Below are 24,335 nucleotides of genomic sequence, written 5' to 3' on the forward strand. Positions count from 1 at the left end.
GCCGCGGTCTTCGGCAACGTCGGGCAGAGCGACTACGCGTATGCCAACAGCTTCCTCGACCACTACCTGGAGCGGCGCCCCGGCGGCGGCCTCACCGTCGACTGGTCGCTGTGGCGCGACGGCGGGATGACCATCACCGCCGAGGCGCGCCAGGCCATGCGGCGCGAGTTCGGCATGGAGCCGCTGCCGACGGAGGCCGCGCTCGACGCCCTGGAGGCCGCCCTGGCGAGCGGCGCGTCCCGGCTCCTGGTGACCGCGGGCGACCGCGCCCGGATCGCCGAAGTCCTGCGCGGACGCCCTGCGGTGCGTACGCAGGCGCGTGCATCCGCTGATGCGGATGCGGACGCGGATGCGTACGACGGTGTACTGCGCGCCCCCACCGTCGAGTTCCTGCGCGAACTGCTGGCCGACGAGCTGAAGATGGCGCTCGACGACGTCGCGGAGGACGAGGCGTTCGACACCTACGGCGTCGACTCGCTGCTGGTGCTCAGCCTCACGCGTGCACTGGAGGAGCGGTTCGGGCCGCTCTCCAAGACGCTGTTCTTCGAGTACCTGACGATCGGTGAGCTGGCCGACTTCCTCCTCGACCACCACGCGCCCGTGCTGCGCGACATGCTGGTGCCGACAGCGCAGCCGACGACAGCCCCGGCTCCGGCGGCCCCGGCGGCCGTGCTGTCCGCCTCCCTGGCTCCTGCCCCGGCCGTGCGCGCCGGCGTCCCCGCCAGGGAACCCGCCGAGGACGACGACATCGTCGTCGTGGGCGTCGCGGGCCGCTACCCGCAGGCCGACGACCTCGGGCAGTTCTGGCGCAACCTGCGCGACGGCAGGGACTGTGTCGAGGAGGTGCCGAAGGACCGCTGGGACCACGACCGGTTCTACGACGCGGACCGCGACACCCCCGGCAAGGCGTATGCCAAATGGGGCGGTTGGCTCTCCGACGTGGCGTCCTTCGACCCCATGTTCTTCCGCATGTCCCAGGTGGAGGCGGAGCACATCGACCCGCAGGAGCGGATCTTCCTGCAGACGGTGTGGCACCTCCTGGAGGACGCGGGTACGTCTCGTGCCGCGCTGTCGAAGGTCCGTACCGGAGTCTTCGTCGGCCTGATGTACGGCCATTACCAGCTGTACGGCGTCGACGAGGCCCTGCGCGGTGTCGGGGCGGCCACCTCGTCGTCGTACGCCTCCGTCGCCAACCGGGTCTCGTACTTCTTCGACTTCGACGGCCCGAGCATCGCCCTCGACACCATGTGCTCGTCCTCGCTCACCGCCCTCCACCTGGCCTGCGGGGCGATCAGGGACGGCGACTGCGAGGTGGCCGTGGCCGGTGGCGTCAATGTGTCGAGCCATCCGCTGAAGTACCTCCAGCTCTCCAAGGGCGGGTTCCTGTCCACGGACGGCAGGTGCCGCAGCTTCGGCGAGGGCGGCGACGGGTACGTGCCCGCCGAGGGATCGGGGGCGGTGCTGCTCAAGCGGCGTTCCGCGGCCGAGGCCGACGGCGACCGCATCCTGGCCGTGGTCAGGTCGACGGCGGTCAACCACGGCGGGGCGGGCAAGGGCTTCAGCGTGCCCAACCCCAAGGCCCAGGGGGTGATGATCGGCGAGGCGCTCGACCGCGCCGGCCTGACCCCCGGGCAGCTGGACTACCTGGAGGCGCACGGCACGGGCACCTCGCTCGGCGACCCGGTGGAGATCACCGGCCTCGTCCGTGCCTTCCAGGGGCACGACCTGGACGGGGTGCGCATCCCGATCGGCTCCGTGAAGTCCAACATCGGGCACGCCGAGTCGGCCGCGGGCATGGCCGCGCTCACCAAGGTCCTGCTGCAGCTGCGACACCAGGAACTGGTGCCTTCCCTGCACGCCGAGAGCCTCAACCCCCACCTCGACCTGGACGCCACTCCCTTCCGTCTGCAGCGCGAGCCGGCCCCGTGGACGCCGCGCGTCGACGCCGCGGGCCGCCCCCTGCCCCGTACCGCCGGAATCAGCGCGTTCGGCGCGGGCGGCAGCAACGCCCACGTGATCCTGGAGGAGTTCGTGTCACCCACGCAGTCCCCCACGCGGCCCTCCGCGCAGGACGGTCCGTACGTGTGTGTGCTGTCCGCGCGCGACGCGGAACGACTCACCGAACACACCACACAGATGGCGGAGTTCCTGCGCGGAGAGGGCCGGGACACGCACCCGGCCGCGCTCGCCGCGACACTGCAGACCCGTGAACCGATGGCGCACCGCATCGCCGTGGTCTTCGACGCGGTGGGCGACCTCGTGGAGGCGCTGGAGGCGCATCTCGCCGGGGCGGCCGTACCGAGCGTCCTGTCCGGCATCGCGACGCGGTCCGCCGCACCCGCCGCGGACGGCTCCCCGCGCGAACGGGCGGCGGCCTGGGTCCGCGGCGCGCACGTCACGTGGCCCGCCGGAGGACCGCGCGTCTCCCTGCCCGGCTACCCGTTCGCCCGGGAGCGGTGCTGGCTGCCGGTCGCCGACGCGTTCCGCGCGCGGTCGGGCGAGCCGGAGGGCCACCGGGCGTCGGTGGACCACGGCGCTTTGGAGGGCCACCGCGCGCTGGATGGACACCGCGCGCTGGAGGCTCAACTCTCCGCGCCCGCAACGGCATTGGCAGGTGACCCGCACGCCACCGTGGTGTTGTCGACAAAGACCCCGGTCATCGCGGGGCACCAGGTCCAGGGCCGGTCGCTGCTCCCCGCCGTCGCCCATGTCGACCTGATCGCCCGGGTGTTCCGCGACCACGGCCACCCGGTCGAGCGGATCACGGTACGCAACCTCACCGCGCTGCGGCCGCTGGACGTGACCGACGGGCCGGTCGCCGCCGAGATCCGCTGCGCTCCCGCGGGGCCCGGCCGCTGGCAGGTCAGCGTCACCGACGGAGAGCCCTACGCCACGGCCGAGGTCCTGGTGGGGGACGTGCCGCGCTTCGGTGAACGCCTGGACGACCGTCCGCCGTACGGCGCGGCCACGTCACTGGCCGAGACATACCGGAGGGACGGCGACAACGGCCAGCACTACAGCGGCGCCGCGCGCGCCGAAGGAGTGGTCCGCACGGAACCGGACCAGCTGACCGCCGAACTCACCGCGCCCCAGGGCGACTTCCTCGTGCACCCGGCGCTGCTGCTCGGCGGTGCGGTGGCGGCCGGTTCGCTGCTCGACACCGGCGGCCAGGCGTTCCTGCCGCTGCACCTGGCCTCCTTCCGCACGACCGCGCCCCTGACCGGGCGCTGCACGGCCCGCGTCCGCCGCTCCTCGGTGAGCAGGCGCGGCGAAGTCGTGCGGTTCTCGGTGGACTTCTTCGACGCGGAGGGCCGCCAGGTGGCCGAGCTGACCGAGCTGTCCAGCAAGGCGCTGGCGGGAGGCGCGGCCGCCCCCGCCGTCACGGACGAGGTGACCGGCGCCGTGCCCGAGGCCGGTCGTGTGGAGGACTTCCTGCGTCGCCTCCTCGGCGAACGGCTGGGCCGTGCCCCGCAGTCGATACCGGTGACCGCCGGCTACTACGAACTGGGCCTGGAGTCGGTGCAGGTGCTTGGCCTGGTCGAGGAGCTCCAGGGCGTGGTGGGCGAGGAGCTGGAGCCCACTCTGCTCTTCGAGTACACGACGGTGCGCGATCTGGCGGCGCATCTGGCGGGGAGGTTCCCGGGGGCCTTCGCGTCGGGGGAGAGCGACGCTGACGTGGCCGTGCTGCCGAGCGAGCCGGTCGAACCGGCAAGTGGCCCTGTCGGAGGGCCCGTCGAAGGTCTCGCCCGGATCAAGCGTGGCGCCGTCGTCCCGCCCGCCCCCGCCCCGGCGGCGCTCTCCGCGGAGGAACTCGACCGGCTGATCGCCGGGCGGGTCCTGGTGCGGCTCTGCGCGTCCGGCGCCTTCGCCGAAGACCGCACCGAGTCCCTGGCAGGGCTCGCGCGGCGGCTCCGCGTCGTGGACAAGTACCGCCGCTGGCTCGACGAAGCGGCCCGGCTGCTCACCGCCGCGGGCCTGACACGGCAGTACGGCGATGTCCTGGAGCTCACGGCCGAGCGGCCTCCGACCCAGGCCACCGCCTGGACGGCGGTGCGCGAGCGGTTCGCCGCCGACCCGTACTGGAACGCGCAGCTCGCCCTGGTCGAGGAGTGCGTCGACCGGCTGCCCGAGATCCTCTGCGGTGCGGTGCCCGCCACCGACGTGCTCTTCCCCGGCGGCTCCATGGCCAAGCTCACCGCCGTCTATCAGGGCAACTCCGTCGCGGACCGGCTCAACGACGTCGTGGCCGAGGTGACCGCGACGGCCGTGCGCGAGCGCCTCGCCGAGGATCCTTCGGCCACCGTCCGCCTCGCGGAGGTCGGCGCCGGCACCGGAGGCACCACCGCCGTCGTCCTGCCCCGCGTCGACGCGTACGCCGACCGCGTCGAGTACTGGTACACCGACCTGTCCCCGGCCTTCCTCGACCAGGCCGAGCGTCGCTTCGGACCCGGCCGTGCCTACCTGCGCTACGGCCGCTGGGACGTCAGCAAGGAGGGCGCGGGCCAGCGCCTCACCGGCGGCGACTGCGATGTGATCGTGGCGACGAACGTGCTGCACGCCACCCAGGACATCCGCCTCGTCCTGCGCAACCTCGCCGCGGCCCTGCGCCCCGGCGGTGTCCTCGTCGTCAACGAGGTCACCCGCAAGTCGGCGGTGCTCACCCTGACCTTCGGCCTGCTCGACGGCTGGTGGCTCTACGACGACGAGGACGTGAGGATGCCCGGGGCGCCGATCCTCTCCGCACCCCGCTGGCAGGAGGTCCTCGAAGGTTCCGGGTACGCCGAGGTGTGGCGTCCTGTGGCCGAACAGGACGCGTTCGGCGAGGTGTTCGTCGCCGCGCGACGCGGCGCAGACGTCCCCGCCCCCGCAGGGACCCGGCTCCTGGCCAGGCAGTGGCAGCCCGCCGATGCCGTCGCGGGCCGCCGCCCGAGTGCCGTGGCCGTCCTGGGCACAGGGCCCGATGCCCGCCGACTCGCCGACGCCCTGCCGGACGCCGAGCTGATCGGCTCCGTGGCGCAGCTCGACGACCGGTTCGACGCGCTCGTCGACCTGGGCGGCCTCGCGCTCGCCGACTGGCTGCCGGTGGTGCAGCGCATGGCCGGACGCGAGGCGCTGCTGCTCGGCGTCGGCACCGGGGACGCCCGCGCAGGGCTCTACCGCATGCTGCAGAGCGAGTACGGCCGGGTGCGCTCCCGCTACCTGGAGGCGGACCCCGCCGACGCCGCTCTGCCCGGACTCGTGGCGCGCGAACTGTCCGACGGCGGGGACGACGTCGAGGTCACCTACGTCGGAGGAGCGCGGCACCGGGCCGTGCTCGCCGAGCTGCCGGGTGCCGTCGGCGCCCCGGTCCGTTTCCCTGCCGACGAGCCTCTCCTCATCACCGGTGGCACACGCGGCATCGGCCTCGCGCTCGCCCGGCACGCCGTCGAGCGGTGGGGCGCCCGCACCCTCGTCCTGACCGGGCGAGAGCAGCTGCCGCCGCGCGAGGAGTGGGACCGCCACGGCGAGAACACCGCCCTGGGGCGGAAGCTGAGCGGGCTGCGTGCCCTGGAGCGTGACGGGGTCCGGCTGCGGGTGCTCTCGCTGCCCCTGGGCGAGGACGCCGCCGCCGTCCGCGCCGCGCTGGCGGAGATCCGCCGGGAGTTCGGCCCCATCGGTGGCGTGCTGCACGCCGCTGGACTCGTGGACCGGGACAACCTCGCCTTCGTGAGCAAGCCGGTCGACGCGGTGCGCGCCGTGCTCGCACCGAAGACCGCGGGCCTCGACGCGCTGGTGGACTCCCTCGCGGGCGACCCGCTGCGGTTCTGTGTGCTGTTCTCGTCGGTCGCCTCGATGGTCCCGGCCGCGGCCGTCGGGCAGAGCGACTACGCGATGGCCAACGCCCATCTGGACGCGGTCGCCCGCCGCGCGCCGCACGGGCTGCCGCTGGTGAGTGTGGCCTGGCCCAGCTGGCGGGGCGTCGGCATGGGCGGCGAACGGCCCGGACCCGGCTACCGGGCCACCGGCCTCGGCGAGCTCTCCGAGGCGGAAGGGCTGAGGCTCCTCGACCATGTGCTGTCCACCGGGGCCGGGCCCGTGGTCCTGCCGGCGATCGTCGCCGCGGAGTGGACGCCGGAGGCACTGCGTGTCCGCAGGCCGCAGGCGCAGGTGCGCGCGGCGGCAATTGCGCAGGCCGCTCCCGCGAGTCCTGGAGTTGCGGCTGCTGCGCCGAAGGAGGCGGAGGAGTGGCTTCTGGGCCTGCTCGCCGAGCAGTTGGGCTTCGACCGTGCACGGCTCGCGGCCGACGTACCCATCGCGGACTACGGCACCGACTCGATCATGATGGTGCAGATCCTGCGGAAGGTCGGCGGTGAACTCGACGCCGAACTCGACCCGTCGGTGCTCGTGGACCACCCCACGGTGGAGTCCTTCATCGGCTGGCTGACGGATCATCACGGAGAGGCGCTGGCGCGCACCTTCGGTACGGAGGCGACCCTCACGGCAGTCGACACAGCAGTCGACACGGCAGTCGACAGAGCAGTCAACACGGCAGCCGCCGCGGTCGCCGAGCGGCCGTCCGGCTCCACGGCCCGGAACACCGCTCCCGCACCGCGTCGACAACCCCCCGCCGACGGCCCGTTCGACGTCGCGATCGTCGGTATGTCGGGTCGCTTCCCCGGCGCCCCCGACCTGGACGGCTACTGGCGGCTGCTCAGCGAAGGACGGTCCGCGATCGGTGCCGTGCCCGCCCGACGATGGGGGAGCGAGACCGGGTACACCGCGGGCCTCGTCGAGCTCGACGGGTTCGACCCCGGGCACTTCCACCTCTCCGACGGCGACGCCGCGGCGATGGACCCGCAGGCGCTGCTGCTCCTGGAGGAGACGCTGTTCGCGTTCTGCGACGCCGGTTACGCCCCCGACGAGCTGAAGGGGCGAGAGGTCGGCGTCTACGTCGGCGGCCGCACCCGGCACGACCCTGACGACGCGACCCTCGGCCGCAGCCGCAACCCCGTGGTCGCCGTCGGCCAGAACTACCTGGCCGCCAACCTGTGCCACTACTTCGACCTGCGCGGCCCCGGCGCGGTCGTCGACACCGCATGCTCCTCGGCGCTCGTCGCGATGCACCACGCGATCCAGGCGATGCGCTCCGGCGACGTCGAGGCAGCCGTGGTCGCCGGGATCACCCTGCTCCCCAACGCCGATGGACACCGTCTGTTCGACCGGCGCGGGCTGCTCAACACCGAGCCGGAGTTCCACGTCTTCGACCGGCGGGCCCGCGGCTTCACGCCCGCCGAGGGCGTCGGCGTCCTCCTGCTCAAGCCGCTCGCCGCGGCCGAGGCCGACGGCGACCGCGTGCACGCGGTGATCAAGTCGGTGGCGGTCAACAACGACGGCAGGACCGCGGGCCCCGCCACGCCCAACCCGGCCGCCCAGCAGGGCGTGATGGCCCGCGCCCTTGCCCGCGCAGGGGTCGCGGCCGACGACGTCACGTACATCGAGACCAACGCGGCGGGCTCCCCGGTACCCGACCTCATCGAGCTCAAGGCGATCGCGGCCGTCTACCGCCCCGGTTCCGACACCCCGTGCTCGCTCGGCTCGGTCAAGCCGAACATCGGCCACCCGCAGTGCGCCGAAGGCATCGCGGGAGTCATCAAGGCCGTCCTGATGCTCCGCAACCGCCGGATCGTCCCGTTCCTCAGCGGTCAACAACCGCTGCCGCACTTCGACTTCGGCGCGTCACCGCTGCGCTTCGAGCGAGGCCTCGTCCCCTGGCCCGACGCTCCGCTGGTCGCCGCCGTGTCCAGCTTCGCCGACGGCGGCACCAACGCCCATGCGATCCTTGCCGGCTGGCACGGAACCGGCGCCTCTGGCACCACAGGCACCGGCGCTGTACGGCAGCCGCTCGCGCGCCCCCGACTGAATCGCCGCCGGATGCCCACCCCTCGTACCGAACGCTTCGCGATCGTCGGCATGGCCGGGCACTACCCCGGCGCGACGGACCTCGCGGCCTTCTGGGAGAACCTCAAGGCGGGCCGCGACAGCGTGACCGAGGTGCCGGCCGGGCGCTGGACGTCCGACGAGGGCACCGGTTCGCGCTGGGGCGGATTCCTCGACGACGTCGACCGGTTCGACGCCGACTTCTTCCGGATCTCCCGCCCCGAGGCGGAGATCACCGACCCCCAGGAACGCTGGTTCCTGCGCACCTGCTGGGAGGCGATCGAGGACGCCGGATACACCCCGGCCACCCTCGCCGAGGCAAAGGGGCCCGACCTGCGCCGCGCGGTCGGCGTCTTCGCCGGGGCCATGCACAAGGACTACACGCTGGTGGCCGCCGAGGCCGCCACGTCCGTGCCGCTCAGCCTCAACCAGGGGCAGATCGCCAACCGCGTCTCCTTCGTCTGCGACTTCCACGGCCCGAGCATGACGGTGGACACCCTCTGCTCGTCCTCGCTCACGGCGCTGCACCTGGCGGTGGAGAGCCTGCGCCGCCGGGAGTGCGAGGTCGCGATCGCGGGCGGCGCCAATCTCTCGCTGCACCCCGGCAAGTACCGCACCTACGGCCAGGTCGGCATGCACTCCTCGGACGGCCGCTGCCGCTCCTTCGGGGAGGGCGGGGACGGCTACGTCTCGGCGGAGGGCGTCGGCGCGGTGGTCCTCAAGCCGCTCGCCGCCGCCGAGGCCGCTGGCGACCACATCTACGCGGTCGTCGCCGCGTCCGCCGTCAACCACGTCGGCGCCGCCAGCGGATTCAGCGTGCCGAGCCCGGTCGGCCAGGCCGCCGTCATCTCCGCGGCGCTCTCCGCGGCGGACGTCGACGCGCGCTCCATCGGCTACCTGGAGGCGCACGGCACCGGCACCTCGCTCGGCGACCCGATCGAGGTGCGGGGCCTGACCACCGCCTTCGCCAGGGACACCGACGACACCGGGTTCTGCGCGCTCGGCTCGGTGAAGTCCAACATCGGGCACGCTGAGTCCGCGGCCGGCATCGCGGGCCTGACCAAGGCGGCCCTGCAACTGCACCACCGCACGCTGGTGCCCTCGCTGCACGCGCGGACCGTGAACCCGCTGCTCGGCCTGGACGGCACGCCCTTCCGGCTGCAGCGCGAGACCACGGCGTGGCCCGCGCCGCCGGAGGGGCCGCGCCGCGCGGGCCTGAGCTCCTTCGGAGCCACCGGGGCGAACGCGCACATCGTCCTGGAGGAGTACGTAGGCGAATACGCGGGGGAGTACGCGGAGCGGCACGCGCCGTCCGCTTCGACGTCGGCGCGCGCCCGCGTGGCCGCGTCGGAACCCGTCCTCGTGCCGCTCTCCGCCCGTACCGAGGAGCAGCTGCGACAGATGGCCGCGCGCCTGCGGGACGCGCTCGGCGGATCCACCGCGGGCGACGGCAGCGGCCGTGCGCTGCGCGACATCGCGTACACGTTGCAGGTGGGCCGGGTGGAGTGGGCCGTACGTGCTGCCTTCGTGGCCCGTGACATCGCCGAACTCGGCCGTCTGCTCGACGACTTCGCCGTCCACGGCGTGCGCCCCGCGCTCGGCGCGACGGGGCTCGACGAGACCGCGCGGCGCTGGCACGACGGTGGCACGGTCGATTGGCACGCCCACCACGGGTCGTCCGGCTTCGGGGCGGACCGGCCGCGGCGCGTGGCCCTGCCGACGTACCCCTTCGGGGGCGACAGGCACTGGGTTCCCGCCAAGGGCGCCGCCCCGCTCCCGAAGCCCGTCCCTGCCGCGGACGCCCCCGTCGTGCCGCCCTCCGGGCTCCTGACGGTGCCCCGCTGGGTGGAGTCGGACGCCGCCCCCGGCAGCGGCTACGCGCCGCGGACCGTGCTGATCGCGGCCGACCGGACGGGCACAGCGCTCGCCGACGCCCTGGCACAGCACTACCGGCGCGGCGGCGCCGAGGTGACCGAGCGTCCCCTCGACGGGCATCTCGCCCTCGACGGGCATCTCGCCCTCGGCGGTCCCGCTCCCGACCGCGTCCATGTCGTCACCGGCCCCGCCCCGGACGCCACCGTGACCACGGCCGGTCCCGAACTCGCCCTGCTCCGCCTGGTCGAGGCCGTCCAGCGGCTCGCACCCGCCGGTACGACCACGGACCTCTGCGTCGTCACACAGGACACCCAGTCGGTCGCCGGCGAGCACAGCGGAGCGCATGGCGCGGGCCTGGCAGGGCTCACCTACTTCGTGGCCCGCGACGCCCGCCGCTTCGCCGTGCGCAACCTCGACGTGGCGGGCGACGACCTGCGCACACCCGAGGGCCGCGCCGCGGTCGCCGCCGCGGTGGCCGCGGAACCCGCGTCCCCGGCCGGTGACCTCGTCGCGCTGCGCGGCGGCCGCCGCTACCGGCAGGAGGTCCGCCCTGTGGAGCCGTCCGAGGCGGCCAGGCCCGGACTGCCGGGCATCCGGCCCGGCGGCACCTATGTGGTGGTCGGCGGCAGCGGATTCGTCGGGCGCGTCGTCAGCCGCCACCTCGTCGACCGCTACGACGCCAAGGTCGTCTGTGTCGGACGCAGGCCGCAGGGCGACCCCGCCGTGCGCGAGGCGCTGTACGGGGACCGCGTCGGCTACGTACAGGGCGATGTCACCGACCCCGCGCAGGCGCGGCGGGCGATGGCCGAGGCGAAGGCGCTCCTCGGCGGGATCCACGGTGTGCTCTTCGCCGGCGCCACCCGCATCACCGGCGCGCCCGGCGCCCTCGCCGACCTGGGCGAGGACGAGTTCCGCGCGCACTACGAGGTGAAGGCCGCGGGCGCGCGCAACGTGTACGAGGCCGTGGCCGACGAACCGCTCGACTTCCTCTGCTACTTCTCCTCGGCGCAGGCCTTCTCCTTCGGCGGCGCGGGCACCCACGCCGCCTACGCGGCCGGGATCACCTTCGCCGACGCCTTCGCGCGATCCGTGGGACCCACCGCCGGGTTCCCGGTCGGGATCGTCAACTGGGGTGCCTGGCGCGCCTCGTTCGGCGAGGCCGCCAAGGACTACCCGACGCTCGGCTTCCTGGCCGACGGCGAGGGCGCCGCCTGCTTCGACACCGCGGTGCGGCTGCTGCGCGCGGGCCGGTACCGGCAGGTCATCGGGATGCGGGCCGCCGCCCCTGTGGCGGTGCCTCCCGGGGCTTCTGGAGCTTCCGGGGTGTCCGAGCGGGCGGAGGCAGGCACGCGGCGGAGGGCGGCGGGCCACGGCGACCGGATTCCGGAGATCCGGCGGCTGCTCGTCGAACGGCTGGCCAGGACGCTGCGCGTGCCCGCGGCAGACCTGTCGCCTTCGACGGCCTTCGCCGACCTGGGCGTCGACTCGATCACCGGCTCGACGTTCGTCGCGCAGATCGCCGAGGAGCTCGACATCGAGCTGAACGCGGCCGCCCTGTACGAGTTCTCCTCCGTCGAGCGGCTCGCCGACCACCTGGCCGAGCTGCTCGGCCCGTCGGGACCGGAGCCGGATGCGGAACCGGAACCGGAACTGGAACTGGCAGTGCCATCACCACCGGACGACCTGATCGCGACGTTGGAGGCACGCTTCGCGGCCGGAGAGCTCTCCGCCGCCGACGTGCTCGACCTGCTCGACGCCGAGCTGGCCACGAGGGAGCAACGATGAGCAGCGCGGACTTCCGCGACATCCTCGACGGATACGCCAGGGGAGCGGTCGGTGCCGACGCGGCACGCGACCTGCTGGACGCGCGCCGTCAGACGCCGGCGGCCGCCCCCGGGCCTGACCGGGGCGACCGGGGCGACCGGAATGGCCACGACCGCCCGCGGATGCTGGACATCGCCGTGGTCGGCATGTCCGGGCAGTTCCCGGGCGCCGCGGACGTACGCGAGTTCTGGCACAACCTCACCGAGGGCCGCGTCGGCTACGGCGAGCTGCCCGACCACTACGTCGCCGCGGACGACCCCGGCGGCTACCGCTGGGGCGGCGCGCTGGCCGAACGGGACTGCTTCGACGCGGAGTTCTTCGGCATCCGCGCGCACGAGGCCGACCTGATGAGCCACAACCAGCGGCTGCTGCTCCAGGAGAGCTGGCACGCCCTGGAGGACGCCGCGCTCGACCCGAAGTCGCTTGCGGGCTCCCGCACGGGACTGTTCATCGGCGCCGAGCCCACCGGCTACCCGCACGAGTCGTTCACCGGGGCCTCCGACGCGCTGGTCGCCTCGCGCCTGTCGTACTTCCTCGACCTGCGCGGCGCCGCGCTCGTCGTCAACACGGCCTGCTCGTCCTCGCTCGCGGCCGTGCACCTGGCCTGCCAGAGCCTGCGCTCGGGCGAGTCCTCGCTCGCGCTGGTCGGCGGCGTGAACGCCGGTCTGGACGCGCGGGGCCTCGACCTCCTCGTCGACAGCGGCGCGATGTCGCCGAGCGGACAGTGCCGCACCTTCGACGCCGACGCCAACGGCACCGTGTACTCCGAGGCCGTGGCCGTCCTCGTGCTCAAGCGGCTCGCCGACGCGGTGGCCGACGGCGACCACATCCACGGCGTGGTGCGCGCGACCGGCATGAACCAGGACGGCGCGAGCAACGGCATCACCGCGCCGAACGGCGCCGCGCAGGAGGAGCTCGTCCTCGACACGTACGAACGGTTCGGCATCCCCGCAGAGCGCGTCGGATACGTCGAGGCGCACGGCACCGGCACCGCGCTCGGCGATCCCGTCGAGGCCAACGCCCTGGTGAGGGCCTTCCGCCGGCTGACCGGCGAGCGGGAGTTCTGCGCCATCGGCAGCGCCAAGGCGCACATCGGCCACACCGGCGCCCCGGCCGGAGTCGTCGGGCTCATCAAGGTCCTGCTGTCCATGCGGCACGGCAGGCTCGTCGGCATGCCGACCCTGCGCAGGCTCAACCCGCTGATCCGCTTCCAGGACTCGGCCTTCGTCCCCGACGAGGCGGCCCGCCCCTGGCAGAGCTCCACCGGCGCCCCGCTGATGGCCGCGGTGAACTCCTTCGGGCACAGCGGGACCAATGCGCACGTCGTCGTCGAGCAGTACGTTCCCGACACGGCCATGGCCGCCCGCGTGGACGAGGGCGGACCGCAGCTCGTCCCGCTGTCGGCCCGCACTCCCGAGCGGCTGCGCGCCTATGCGCACGTCCTCGCGGAGCATCTGGAGTCGGCGCACCCGGAGAATTCCGTTCCCCCGCTGCCGGTGGACGCCGTGCGGGTGGATGCCGTGCGGGTGTGCGCGGTCGTGGCGGGCGTCCTGGGCGTCGCCGCCGACGAGATCGACCCGGACGAGCGCCTGGACTCCTACGGAGTACGTCCGGAGCAGCTGGCCCGCATCGGCGACGCGTTGGACGCCGAGTTCGGGTCGCGCCTGGCGACCGACGCGCTCCATGCGGGCCGTACGACAGGGGAGTTGGCGCTGCTGGCCGCCGATGCGGGTGGCGCCGGCCCTCGCGCCGGGAGCGTCTCCGTGGGCGGGGGAGCGCTGCCGCCGCTCGCCGACGTCGCCCGCACTCTGCAGCTCGGCAGGGCCGAACTCCCGGCGCGTGCCGCCCTGATGGTCCGCGACCGTGCCGAACTCGTCGCAGGGCTGCGGGCCGTGGCCGCCGGGCAGGAACTCCCCGCGAACTGCTGGGCGGGTGAGGTCGACGCACGGGGCGACGTCGTTCGGCTCTTCGGGGACGACGACGAGCTGCGCGAGGCCGTCGGCAAGTGGCTGGAGCGCGGCAAGCTCGCCCAGGTCGCGGAGTTGTGGGTGCGCGGCGGCCCCATCGACTGGCGTCGCCTGCACAGGAACGGTCCCCCGCACCGGGTGCCGCTGCCGGGCTATCCGTTCGCCAGGACCCGGCACGGCATACCTGAGGCGGCCATGGCGACGGCTGTGGCTGCTGTGCCCGCTCCTGCGCCTGTGCCCGCAACCGCGAAGGCGCCGGTGTCGGTGCCGACTCCCGCTCCCGTACCTGCCGCCACGCAGCCCGCCGCCGAGCAGCGCCCCGAGCGGCTGGCGCAGGCGATGGAGGACCGGATCGCCCTGATGGCCACCGAGTTGACGGGGGCCGCGGACGGCGAGGGCGACGGCGGAGTCGACCCGCGGGAGCAGCTGGACCGCTTCGGCATCGACTCGATCACGCGCACCCGGCTGAACCAGCTCCTGAGCGAGGCGTTCCCGGCGGCCTCGCGCACGCTCTTCTTCGAGTTCGCGAAGGTCGAGGGCGTGGCCGGGCACCTGGTCGAGCGATTCCCCGACGCGTGCAGGGCGTTCCTCGGGTGGGGCGGCTCGGCGGCCGCACCTGTCGCACCTGCCGCTCCTGTCGTACCTGTCGCCGCGGAGCCCGTACCGGTGCCGGAATCAGAATCGGAGCCGACTCCCGCAGCCGAAGCGCAGGCCGTAGCCGTATCCGTAGCTGATGCCGAGCCCGATGCCGAGCCCGAGCCCGAAGATGCCGCAACCGAAGCCGACGAACTCGACGGTGCCATCGCCGTCATCGGCATGAGCGGCACCTTCCCCGACGCCCCCGACCAGGACCGCTACTGGCAGCTCCTGATGGAGGGCCGCTCGGCCGTCACCGAGGTCCCGGGACGCCGCTGGGACTGGCGGGAGCACTACGACCCGCATCCCGAGGGCGAGGACGTGGTGCGCAAGAGCCACTCGAAGTGGGGTGCTTTCCTGGACGGGTTCGACCGGTTCGACCCCGCTCTGTTCAACTTCACCGAGCAGGAGGCGCGCAACACCGACCCACAGGTCCGGCTGTTCCTCCAGGAGTGCTGGAAGGCGCTGGAGGACGCGGGCCACGCACCTTCGAAGCTGCCCGCCGACGTACGCGGCCGCATCGGCGTGTTCGCGGGCGGCGCGAAGCACGGCTTCACCCAACTCGGCTCCGAAGGCCGCCTGGAGATGCCCCGCACCTCCTTCGGCGACATGGTCAACCGCGTCTCCTTCCAGTTCGACCTCGGCGGCCCCAGCAAGGCGGTGGACACCGCCTGCTCCTCGGCGCACGTGGCGCTGCACGAGGCGGTCGAGAGCCTCCGCTCCGGCCGCTGCGACCTGGCGCTCGCCGGCGCCGTGAACCTCTACCTGCATCCGTCGACGTACGTCGAACTGGCCACCGTGGGGCTGCTCTCCGACCGTTCCGACTGCGCGTCGTTCGGGGCGGACGCCAACGGCATCGTGCCCGGCGAGGGGGTCGGCGTCGTCCTCCTGAAGCCGCTGCGCCGGGCCCTGCGCGACGGCGACCCGGTGCGCGCCGTCATCCGGGGCAGCGCCGTCAATCACAACGGCCGGACCATCGGGTTCACCAGCCCCAGCTCCCAGCGGCAGGCCGAGGTGATCAGGGAGGCGCTGCGCGACGCCGGGGTCGACCCGCGGACGATCGGCTACGTGGAGGCCACCGCGAACGGCTCGGAGATCGGCGACGCCGTCGAGATGACCGCCCTCACCCAGGCCTTCGAGGACAGGACCGGGGCGAGCGGACGCTTCCGCATCGGCTCCCTGAAGCCCAACATCGGCCACGGCGAGGCGTCCGCGGGCATGGCGCAGCTGTTCAAGGTCGTCCTCGCCCTCCAGCACCGCACGCTGCCGCCGACCCGGCTGCCCGACGAGTTCAACCCGGCCATCGACGTCGACCGGCTGCCCTTCGAGCTCTCCGGCACCCCCGTGCCGTGGGAGCAGGTCGTGGTCGACGGTGTGCCCGCGCCGCGCCGCGCGGGCATCACGGGACTCGGCGGAGGCGGCACCAACGCGCACGTCGTGGTCGAAGAGGCGCCCGAACCCGAGGCGCGCCCCCGGAGGACCGCCCGAGGCCCCGTCGTGTTCGCCCTCTCCGCGCACACCGATGAACGGCTCGGCGCGTACGTCGACATCTGGCTCGACTTCCTCGCCCAGAGGCCCTCGGCCGACCTCGCTGACATCGCGTACACACTCCAGGTCGGACGCGTGGACCTGACCCACCGTCTGGCGGTCGTCGCCTCCGGCGCCGAGGAGCTGCGCGGACACCTCGCGCGCTGGCGCCGGGGCCGGCCGTCCGACGCCGTCTTCGCGGCGACCGCCGCCCGGATGGACGCGGCCGGACTTGACGAGGCCCTGCGCGAGCGGGACCTCGGCCGGATCGCCGACCTGTGGGTGCGCGGCGCGGTGGTCGACTGGTCCGGGCTCCACGAGGAGGGCGAGGGCGCGCCCGTGCGGAAGTCGGGACTGCCGACGTATCCGTTCGAGCGCAAGGTCTGCTGGATCGACGACTCCGCGCCCCTGCCGTCCAGGACGTCCGGCGCGTCTCTGCCGTCCAGGACGCCCGACGCGTCTCTGCCGTCCGGGGCATCCGGGACGTCCTGCGCGTCCCTGCCGCCCCTGGCGTCCGCCGCGGTCCCCGCCCAGCAGACGCCCGGCCATCCGCTGCTGACCTCCGTCGTCCGACTCGCCGACGGCGGCACCGTGTTCAGCGGCGACGTGTCCTTGGCCACACACTCCTGGATCGCCGACCACGCCGTGTCCGGCACCGTGCTCTTCCCCGGCACCGGCTTCGTGGAGATGGCGTTGCACGCCGGCCGGACGCTGGGCTGCGGGCGGCTCGAAGAGCTCACCCTGGAGGCGCCGCTCACCCTCACGGAACAGGGCGGCGCCCACCTGCAACTCGTCGTCCAGGCACCGGACGCCACGGGCGGCAGGCCCGTGGAGGTGTACGCCCTGGCCGAGCCGTCCACCGAAGCAGCGGGGGAGGGGGCGGAGCAGGCCGCGCAGCCGTGGACGCGGCACGCCGCCGGGCTGCTCGCGCCCGACGACGCCGACGCGGGTTTCGACCTCGCGGTGTGGCCGCCGACCGGCGCCGAGGCCGTACCCGTGGACGACTACTACCAAGTGATGGCGGACGCCGGGTACGCCTACGGCCCCGCTTTCCGCGGCCTGCGTGCCGTGTGGCGGCGCGGCGACGAGGTGTTCGCCGAGGCCGCGCTCGACGACGCCCGGGACGCCGCACGCTACGGCCTGCACCCCGCGCTCCTCGACTCGGCCCTGCACGCCATGGGCTTCGGTGGCTTCGTCCGCGACGGCGGCGGACTGCTGCCGTTCTCCTGGTCCGGCATGCGCCTGTTCGGCGGGGGAGCAGCCACCGTCCGGGTGCGCCTCACCGCCGCGGGGACCGACGCGGTCTCGGCCCAGGTCGCCGACACCGGGGGCAGGCCGCTCGCCGTCCTCGACTCGCTCGTCCTGCGCCCTCTGACCGGTGTACGGGGCGGATCCGCGACCGGCGTACGGCAAGGAGCCGCGCGCACGGCCCTGCCCGATGAACTCCTGCGCCTGGACTGGACCCCGCTGACGCCGCTGACCCCGGTCGACGCGCCCGCCGGGACGTGGACCGTGGCGGGCCCCGACGACCTCGGCCTCGCCGACGCCCTGCGCCGCGCAGGCACGGCCGTGTCCGACGACGGCGCGGGCGAGAGTGCCCTGGTGTCCCTGCACGCCGAGCGGCAGGACGACCTGGCGGTCGGCATCCGGGCCGCCACCGCCCGCGCGCTCGACCTGGTGCGCGGCCGGCTCGCCGACGACACGCAAGGCGCGGCACGCCTGGTGGTCGTGACCCGGCGGGCCGTGTCCACCCGCGTCGGCGAGGACGTCGAGGACCTGGCCCACGCCCCCGTGTGGGGCCTGCTGCGGGCCGCGCAGGCGGAGAACCCCGACCGACTGCTCCTGGTCGACGTGGACGGCACCGACGCGTCGGTCGCGGCGCTGCCCGCGGCTGTCGCGGCAGCCATCGACGCCGCCGAGTCGCAGCTCGCCCTGCGCGCCGGCGAGGCGACGGTGGCCCGCCTTGCCCCGCTTGCCTCGGACGGCGCGCTCGTGCCCCCGGGCGACGGCACCGCATGGCGCCTGGACACCAGCGGCGCGGGCACTTTGGAGAACCTCGCCCTGCTGCCCTGGCCCGCCGCCGATGCCCCGCTGACCGCGGGGCAGGTACGTGTCGAGGTGCGTGCCGCGGGGCTCAACTTCCGTGACGTACTCGGGGCTCTCGGCATGTACCCCGGAGAGCTGACGCTCGGCGCGGAGGGGGCGGGCCTTGTCACCGAGGTCGGCGCCGACGTGTCGCACCTCGCCGTCGGCGACCGTGTGATGGGCCTCTTCCCCAGCGGCCTCGGCCCGGTCTGCGTGGCCGACGCGCACACGGTCGTGCGGATGCCGGACGGCTGGTCCTTCGAGCAGGCCGCCGCCGTCCCCGTCGCCTTCGCCACCGCCTACTACGGCCTGGTCGACATGGGCGGCCTGAGCTCGGGCGAGTCGGTCCTCGTGCACGCGGCGGCGGGCGGCGTCGGCATGGCCGCCGTCCAGCTCGCCCGGCACCTGGGCGCGGAGGTCTTCGCCACCGCGAGCGAGGGCAAGTGGGACGCCGTGCGGGACCTCGGGGTGCCCGACGACCACCTCGCCTCCTCCCGTGACCTGGGCTTCGAGGAGAAGTTCCGCACCGTCACCGAGGGACGCGGCGTGGACGTCGTCCTCGACTCGCTCGCCCGCGAGTTCGTCGACGCCTCGCTGCGCCTGCTGCCGCGCGGCGGCCGGTTCGTGGAGATGGGCAAGACCGACGTCCGCGACGCGGGACAGGTCGCGACCGAGCACTTCGCCGTCCGGTACCGGGCGTTCGACATCGTCGACGCGGGGCCGCGGCGGATCGGCGAGATCCTCCACGAGATCGTGGACCTCTTCGCGCGCGGCGTCCTCAGCCATCTGCCCCGGCGCGCCTGGGACCTGCGGCGCGCACCGGACGCCTTCCGGTTCATGAGCCGGGCCCGCCACGTAGGGAAGATCGTCCTGAGGGTGCCGCGGCGCCCCGACCCCGCGCACACCGTCCTGATCACCGGCGGCACCGGCGTCCTCGGCGGCATGCTCGCGCGGTATCTGGTGACCGCACGCGGGGCCCGGCACCTGGTGCTGCTCAGCAGGCGCGGCCCCGTCGCCCCCGGCGCGGCCGAGCTGACCGCCGAACTCACCGCCGCCGGTGCCGAGGTGACCGTGCTCGCCTGCGACGTCGCCGATCGCGCGCGGCTCGCCGAGGTGCTCGACGGCATTCCCGCCGCGCACCCTCTCGGCACCGTGGTGCACACCGCGGGCGACCTGGACGACGGCGTGTTCGACGCGCTGACCCCCGAGCGGCTCGCCCGCGTCCTGCGGCCCAAGGCCGAGGGCGCGCTGAACCTGCACGAGCTGACGCGCGAGAAGAACCTCGACCTCGCCGAGTTCGTGCTCTTCTCCGGCGCGGCCGGTGTGCTCGGCAACCCCGGCCAGTCCAACTACGCCGCCGCCAGCTCCTTCCTGGACGCCCTCGCCCAGCACCGCAGGGCGCAGGGGCTGCCGGGCACCTCCCTCGCCTGGGGGTACTGGGAGCAGGCCACCGGCCTCACCCGGCACCTCAGCGAGGGCGACACCGGACGGATGGCCCGCGGCGGTCTGCTGCCGTTGCCCTCCGCGGACGGCCTCGCGCTCTTCGACCTGGCCCGCGGCGCCGACGAGCCGCTCCAGGTGCCCATGCGCCTGGACCTCGCCGCGCTGCGCACCCAGGCCGAGTCGGGCGCGGGGCACCCGCTGCACCGCGGGCTGATCAAGGCCGTGCCGGGGGTGGAGGCCGCCGTCGCGCCGCCGGACAGCGGGGGCCTGGACGGGCTCACCGACCTCCCTGAGGCCGAACAGCGCGCCGCGCTCCTGGAGTTGGTCTGCCACCAGGTCGGGTCCGTCCTGGTCACGGATGCGGCGACGATCGGTGCCGACACCGGATTCGTCGAGCTCGGCCTGGACTCCCTGACCGCGGTGGAACTCCGCAACCGCCTGGGCCGCGCCACGGGCCTGCGGCTCCCCGTCACCCTGGTCTTCGACCAACCGGCGCCGGGCCCGCTGGCGGCGTATCTGCAGCGGCGGCTCACGAAGGCGCGGGGAGGCAAGGGGCACGGAGCGGCGGCGAAGACAGCACCCGCGGCCCCCGCAGCCCCCGTGGCCCCGGATGGCTCGGCAGCTCCTAAAGCACCTGCAGCTCCCGCAGCTTCGGAAGCTCCTGCGGCTTCGGAAGCTCCCGCGGCTCCCGCAGCCACCGCGGCTCCCGCAGCTTCGGAATCTCCGGAAGCCGCGGCCAAGACCCTCCTCTCCGGCACCGACCTCGAACAGCTCGGCGCCGTCATGGAGTTCGGCGTACGCGACGGTGAACCGCTCCTCGACCTCGCAGGGGAGCACCCCGCGCTCATCGTGCACGGCGTGAGCGGCGACAAGGAACTGGTCGACGCGGCCGAGCGGCGGATCGCGGGGCACGGGCCGGGGGACCGCGTCGCGCTGTTCCACCGGAGCGGCCCGCTCGACCCGTTCCCCGGCCAGTACGACCTGGTGTACGGCGTCGACGCCTGCCACCGCGTCGAGGACAAGCAGACCCTCTTCGCCCGTCTCGACGCGGCGGTCGTGGACGGCGGACAGCTGCTGCTCGCCGACCACCTGTGCACCCTCAGCGGCGACCTGGTCGACCCCGGCGCCGGCATCAGTGTGCCGACCGCGCGCACCTGGTCCGAGGTGTTCGCACGGAACAGGTTCGTCGTCGAGGAACTGCTCCTGTACGACGCCGTGGACCCGCGGCCCGACCCCGACCTGGCCGAGCCGCTGCGGCGCGGCTGGATCGGACGCCGCCTGTTCCGGCTGCGCAAGCGCGCCTCCGCCAGTGACGCGGAACGCCTGCGGACCAACAGCGCCCACCTGGCAGACGGCGCACACCTGGCAGAGACCACCGCGCAGCCGCGCGCCCCGCGGAGCTGAAGGAGATAGAGAGTCAATGTCGCCCCACGTCAAGCAGACGCTGTCGGAACTCGCGGCCCGTGTCCTCGATGTCTCTCCCGAGCGCGCCGCCCAGGCGTCCTTCAAGGACCTCGGCCTGAACCTGGTCACCACCGTGGCGCTGACCGAGGAGGTCAACGCCCGCTTCGGCACCACTCTCGCGACCAGCGCGGTGACCGAGGCCGGTGACCTCGCAGGGCTCGCCGAGCGCGTCACGGCCCACCGGGACCGGCAGGCGCCGCCCGAGGCGATCGCGGTGATCGGCATGCACTGCCGCACCGCGGGCGCCCGGAACCCCGACGAGCTGTGGGAGGTGATCCGCAACGCCGAGGACCGCACCACCGAGGTCGACGACCCGGTCGCGCTCTCGCTGCTCGCCGAGCACTTCCCCGACGTCGCCGCGCCCCGCTACGGCGCGATGGCCGGCAGCGAGGAGTTCGACCCGGCCTTCTTCCGCATCGCTCCGCGCGAGGCCGCCGCGATGGACGCCGCCCAGCGCGTCCTGCTCGAATCCTGCTACCACGCCCTGGAGGACGCGGGCCAGGACGCCTCCGCACTGCGCGGCCGCGCCGTCGCCACCGTCGTCGGCAGCACCGGGCTCGCGCCCCAGGCGGAGTACTCGGCGCACGCCCTGATGGGCTCCGACACCAGCATCATGGCGGCCCGCCTCGCCTACCAACTCGACCTCGCGGGACCGGCGATGACGGTCGACACCGCCTGCTCGTCCTCGCTCGTCGCGGTCGACATCGCGCGCCGACTGCTGCTCGACGGCGAGTCGGACCTGGCGCTCGCGGGCGGGGTGTACGTGGCCAACCACCCCGGCACGTTCGTCACGATGGAGGCCCTCGGCACCGTCTCGCCGGGCCGGGCCTGCCGCCCCTTCGACGCGGACGCCGATGGCATGCTCGTCGGCGAGGGCGTCGGAGTCCTCGTACTGAAGCGTCTGTCGGACGCGGTGCGTGACCACGACCGGATCCTCGGCGTCATCCGGGGCAGCGCCACCAACCAGGACGGCCGTACCTCCGGCATCACCTCGCCCAGCTCCACCGCGCAGAGCGGTCTGCTGCGCGACGTCTACCGGCGCAGCGGCGTCGACATGGGCCGCCTGCGCTACATCGAGGCGCACGGCACGGGCACCAGCCTCGGCGACCCCATCGAGGTGCTCGGACTGACCGAGGCGTTCGCCGAGTTCACCGAGCGCAGGCAGTTCTGCGCGATCGGCTCGGTCAAGGCCAACATCGGGCACACCATGGGCGCCGCCGGAGTCCTCGGCGCCATCAAGGTGCTGCTGTGTCTGCGGCACGGACAGCTTCCCCCGGCCGCGAACTTCCGTACCGAGAACAAACACGCCGACTTCGAGGACAGTCCCGTCTACGTCAGCCGCGAGCCCGCCGACTGGACCGCCGAGGGCGAGGGGCCGCGGGTGGCGGGCGTGAGCTCCTTCGGCTACAGCGGCACCAACGCCCACGTGATCATCGAGGAGTACGTTGCTCCGAAGGCCGCCGTCCGGGCCGTGACCCGGCGGCGCGGGCTCGTGCCGCTCTCCGCGAAGAGTGAAGGCCAACTGCGCGAGAAGGCAGGGGAGTTGGCCGCCCATCTGCGCCGGGCCGAGCTCGGTGACGACGCGCTCGCCGATGTGGCGTACACGCTCCAGGTGGGCCGCGAGGCGTTCGCGGAACGGCTCGCCGTGACCGCCGACTCCCTGGCCGAACTCCTCGAACGCCTCGACGCGTTCGCGGGCGGTGCCACCGAGGTGCCGGGTGCGCGCCACGGCCAGGTGACGGAGCGCCGCCAGGAGGCGCCCGCCGCCACCGGCCGCGACGTCGACGAGCTCGCGGCGGCCTGGACCACCGGATCCGCCGTCGACTGGCCCCGCCTGCACACCGGCAGCGCCCCGCGCCGCATCGGGCTGCCGGGCCACCCCTTCGTGCGGGACGTGTTCCCGCACGCCTGGGCCTCCGGCGTCGCGCCCGGAACTCCCCTTCCGGGCGCGGCGACCGGGGCGTCGGGCTCCGCCGCCGTGCCGTCCGTCCTCGCCGAGCTGGACGCCGCCGCCGACGCGCACCTGCGGTCCGACCCGGCGGCGGGCGACCTCGAAGCCGCCCTGCGCTCCGACGTGATGGTGCGCGAACTGACCCAGGTCTGCCGCCGGATGCTGTTCGCGTCGCTGCGCCGCATGGACGTCTTCACGGCCGCGGGGCAGCGCCACCGCGAGGCGGACCTGGTCCAGCGGCTCGGCGTCGTCGACGAGCACCTGCCGCTCTTCCACGGCCTGCTCGGCGTCCTCGCCGACGGCGGCTACCTGCGCGCCGAAGGGGACGAGCTGGTCACCACCGAACTGGTCACCGACGGACAGGCGTTGACCTGGGAGGAGGGCGAACTGGCCGACCTCAAGCGCGCGGTGACCGCCGACTACCCCGAGATGGACGGGTACTTCCACCTCCTGACGATCTGCCTGGAGGAGTTCCCCGACGTCCTCACCGGCCGCAGGAAGGCCCACGAAGTCCTCTTCCCCGGCGGCTCGTTCGACGCCGTGGAGGCCGTCTACCACAGCGACGGCGACACCAACGGCCTGGTCGCCGGGCTCGTCGCGCGGTACGTGAACGCCCGCCGCGAGCGCGACCCCGAGGCGGCCGTCTCCGTCCTGGAGATCGGCGCGGGCACCGGCGGCACCACCGCGAAGGTGCTGCCCGCGCTCGACGGCACGGACGGGCGGCTGAGCTACGTCTACACCGACATCTCCCGCGGCTTCACCCAGTACGGGCGCAACCAGTACGGCAAGGACCACCCCTTCGTGACCTTCGCGCCGCTGGACATCGAGTCCTCGCCCGCCGCGCAGGGCTTCGAGGCCGGAAGCCAGGACCTCGTCCTCGCCTGCAACGTGCTGCACGCCACCCGGAACATCGATGCCACCCTGGCCCACGCCCGGGAACTCCTGCGCCCCGGCGGCGTGTTGATCCTCCTGGAGACCACCCGCGCCCAGGACTTCTTCACGCTCACCTTCGGCCTGATGGGCGGCTGGTGGGCCTTCGAGGACGACTGCAGGCTGCCGGGCTCCCCGCTGCTCAGCGTCTCCCTGTGGCGCCAGGCCCTGGAGCGCGGCGGATTCCGGTCGGTGCGCAGCCTCTCCCCGGCCCCGGTCCGGGAGGACCAGGCGTACCAGGCGGTCGTCCTCGCGGAGAAGGAAGGTGCCCTGGACAGTGCCCTGGAGGGCGCGGTCGGAGCGGCGCGCACGGCCTCGCCCGTGACCACCTCGAAGACTCAGGCGGCCTTCGTCCTGCCGGTGGCGGGACCCGCCACCGAGTCGGCCCCGGACGCCCCGGACGCCCCGGTATCCGACGAGCCGGCCGGAGGGCCGCTCCAGGAGCTGGTCGCGGAAGCGTGGCGCGAGGTTCTCGGCGTCACCGCGGCCCGTCCGGAGGACGACTTCCAGGAAGTGGGCGGCGACTCGATCCTGGCGACCCAGATCATCTCCCGGATCAAGAGCGGCTTCCCCATCGAACTGGACCTCGGCGAACTGTTCCAGGCCCGCACCCTGGCCGACATGGTGGAGCTTCTCGAGGCCGAACTGATCGAGCGCATCGACGAGTTGCCCGAGGAAGCAGTCAGCAGCCTGCTCGCGTGAACCGGCGAGAAACC

Annotated in this window: 3 protein-coding genes (1 of these 3 running past the window's edge); all 3 read left to right on the forward strand. The window is 73.9% G+C overall.

All coding sequences use genetic code 11. The annotated features are described in order from the left end of the window. Tightly spaced (at most 16 nt apart), the 3 genes in view from AB0B50_RS02995 to AB0B50_RS03005 form a layout consistent with a single transcriptional unit that may run on beyond the window. A protein-coding gene (locus tag AB0B50_RS02995) for an amino acid adenylation domain-containing protein (protein ID WP_362324530.1) crosses the window boundary here: on the forward strand, window positions 1–11,577 show its final stretch. Its footprint begins 11,985 nt before the window's first position; the window shows 11,577 of its 23,562 coding nt (coding positions 11,986–23,562); the start codon falls outside the window, past its left edge; its stop codon occupies window positions 11,575–11,577. Then, complete coding sequence (locus AB0B50_RS03000; protein ID WP_362324533.1) at window positions 11,574–20,678, forward strand: SDR family NAD(P)-dependent oxidoreductase; 9,105 nt, start codon at window positions 11,574–11,576, stop codon at window positions 20,676–20,678. The genes AB0B50_RS02995 and AB0B50_RS03000 overlap by 4 nt, the downstream gene beginning before the upstream one ends. 16 nt (window positions 20,679–20,694) lie before the next feature. Next, entirely contained in the window at window positions 20,695–24,321 is a 3,627-nt protein-coding gene (locus AB0B50_RS03005; protein ID WP_362324536.1) for a beta-ketoacyl synthase N-terminal-like domain-containing protein, read from the forward strand. Window positions 24,322–24,335 lie beyond the last annotated feature (14 nt).

The organism is Streptomyces sp. NPDC041068, assembly GCF_040647455.1.
Taxonomy (GTDB): domain Bacteria; phylum Actinomycetota; class Actinomycetes; order Streptomycetales; family Streptomycetaceae; genus Streptomyces.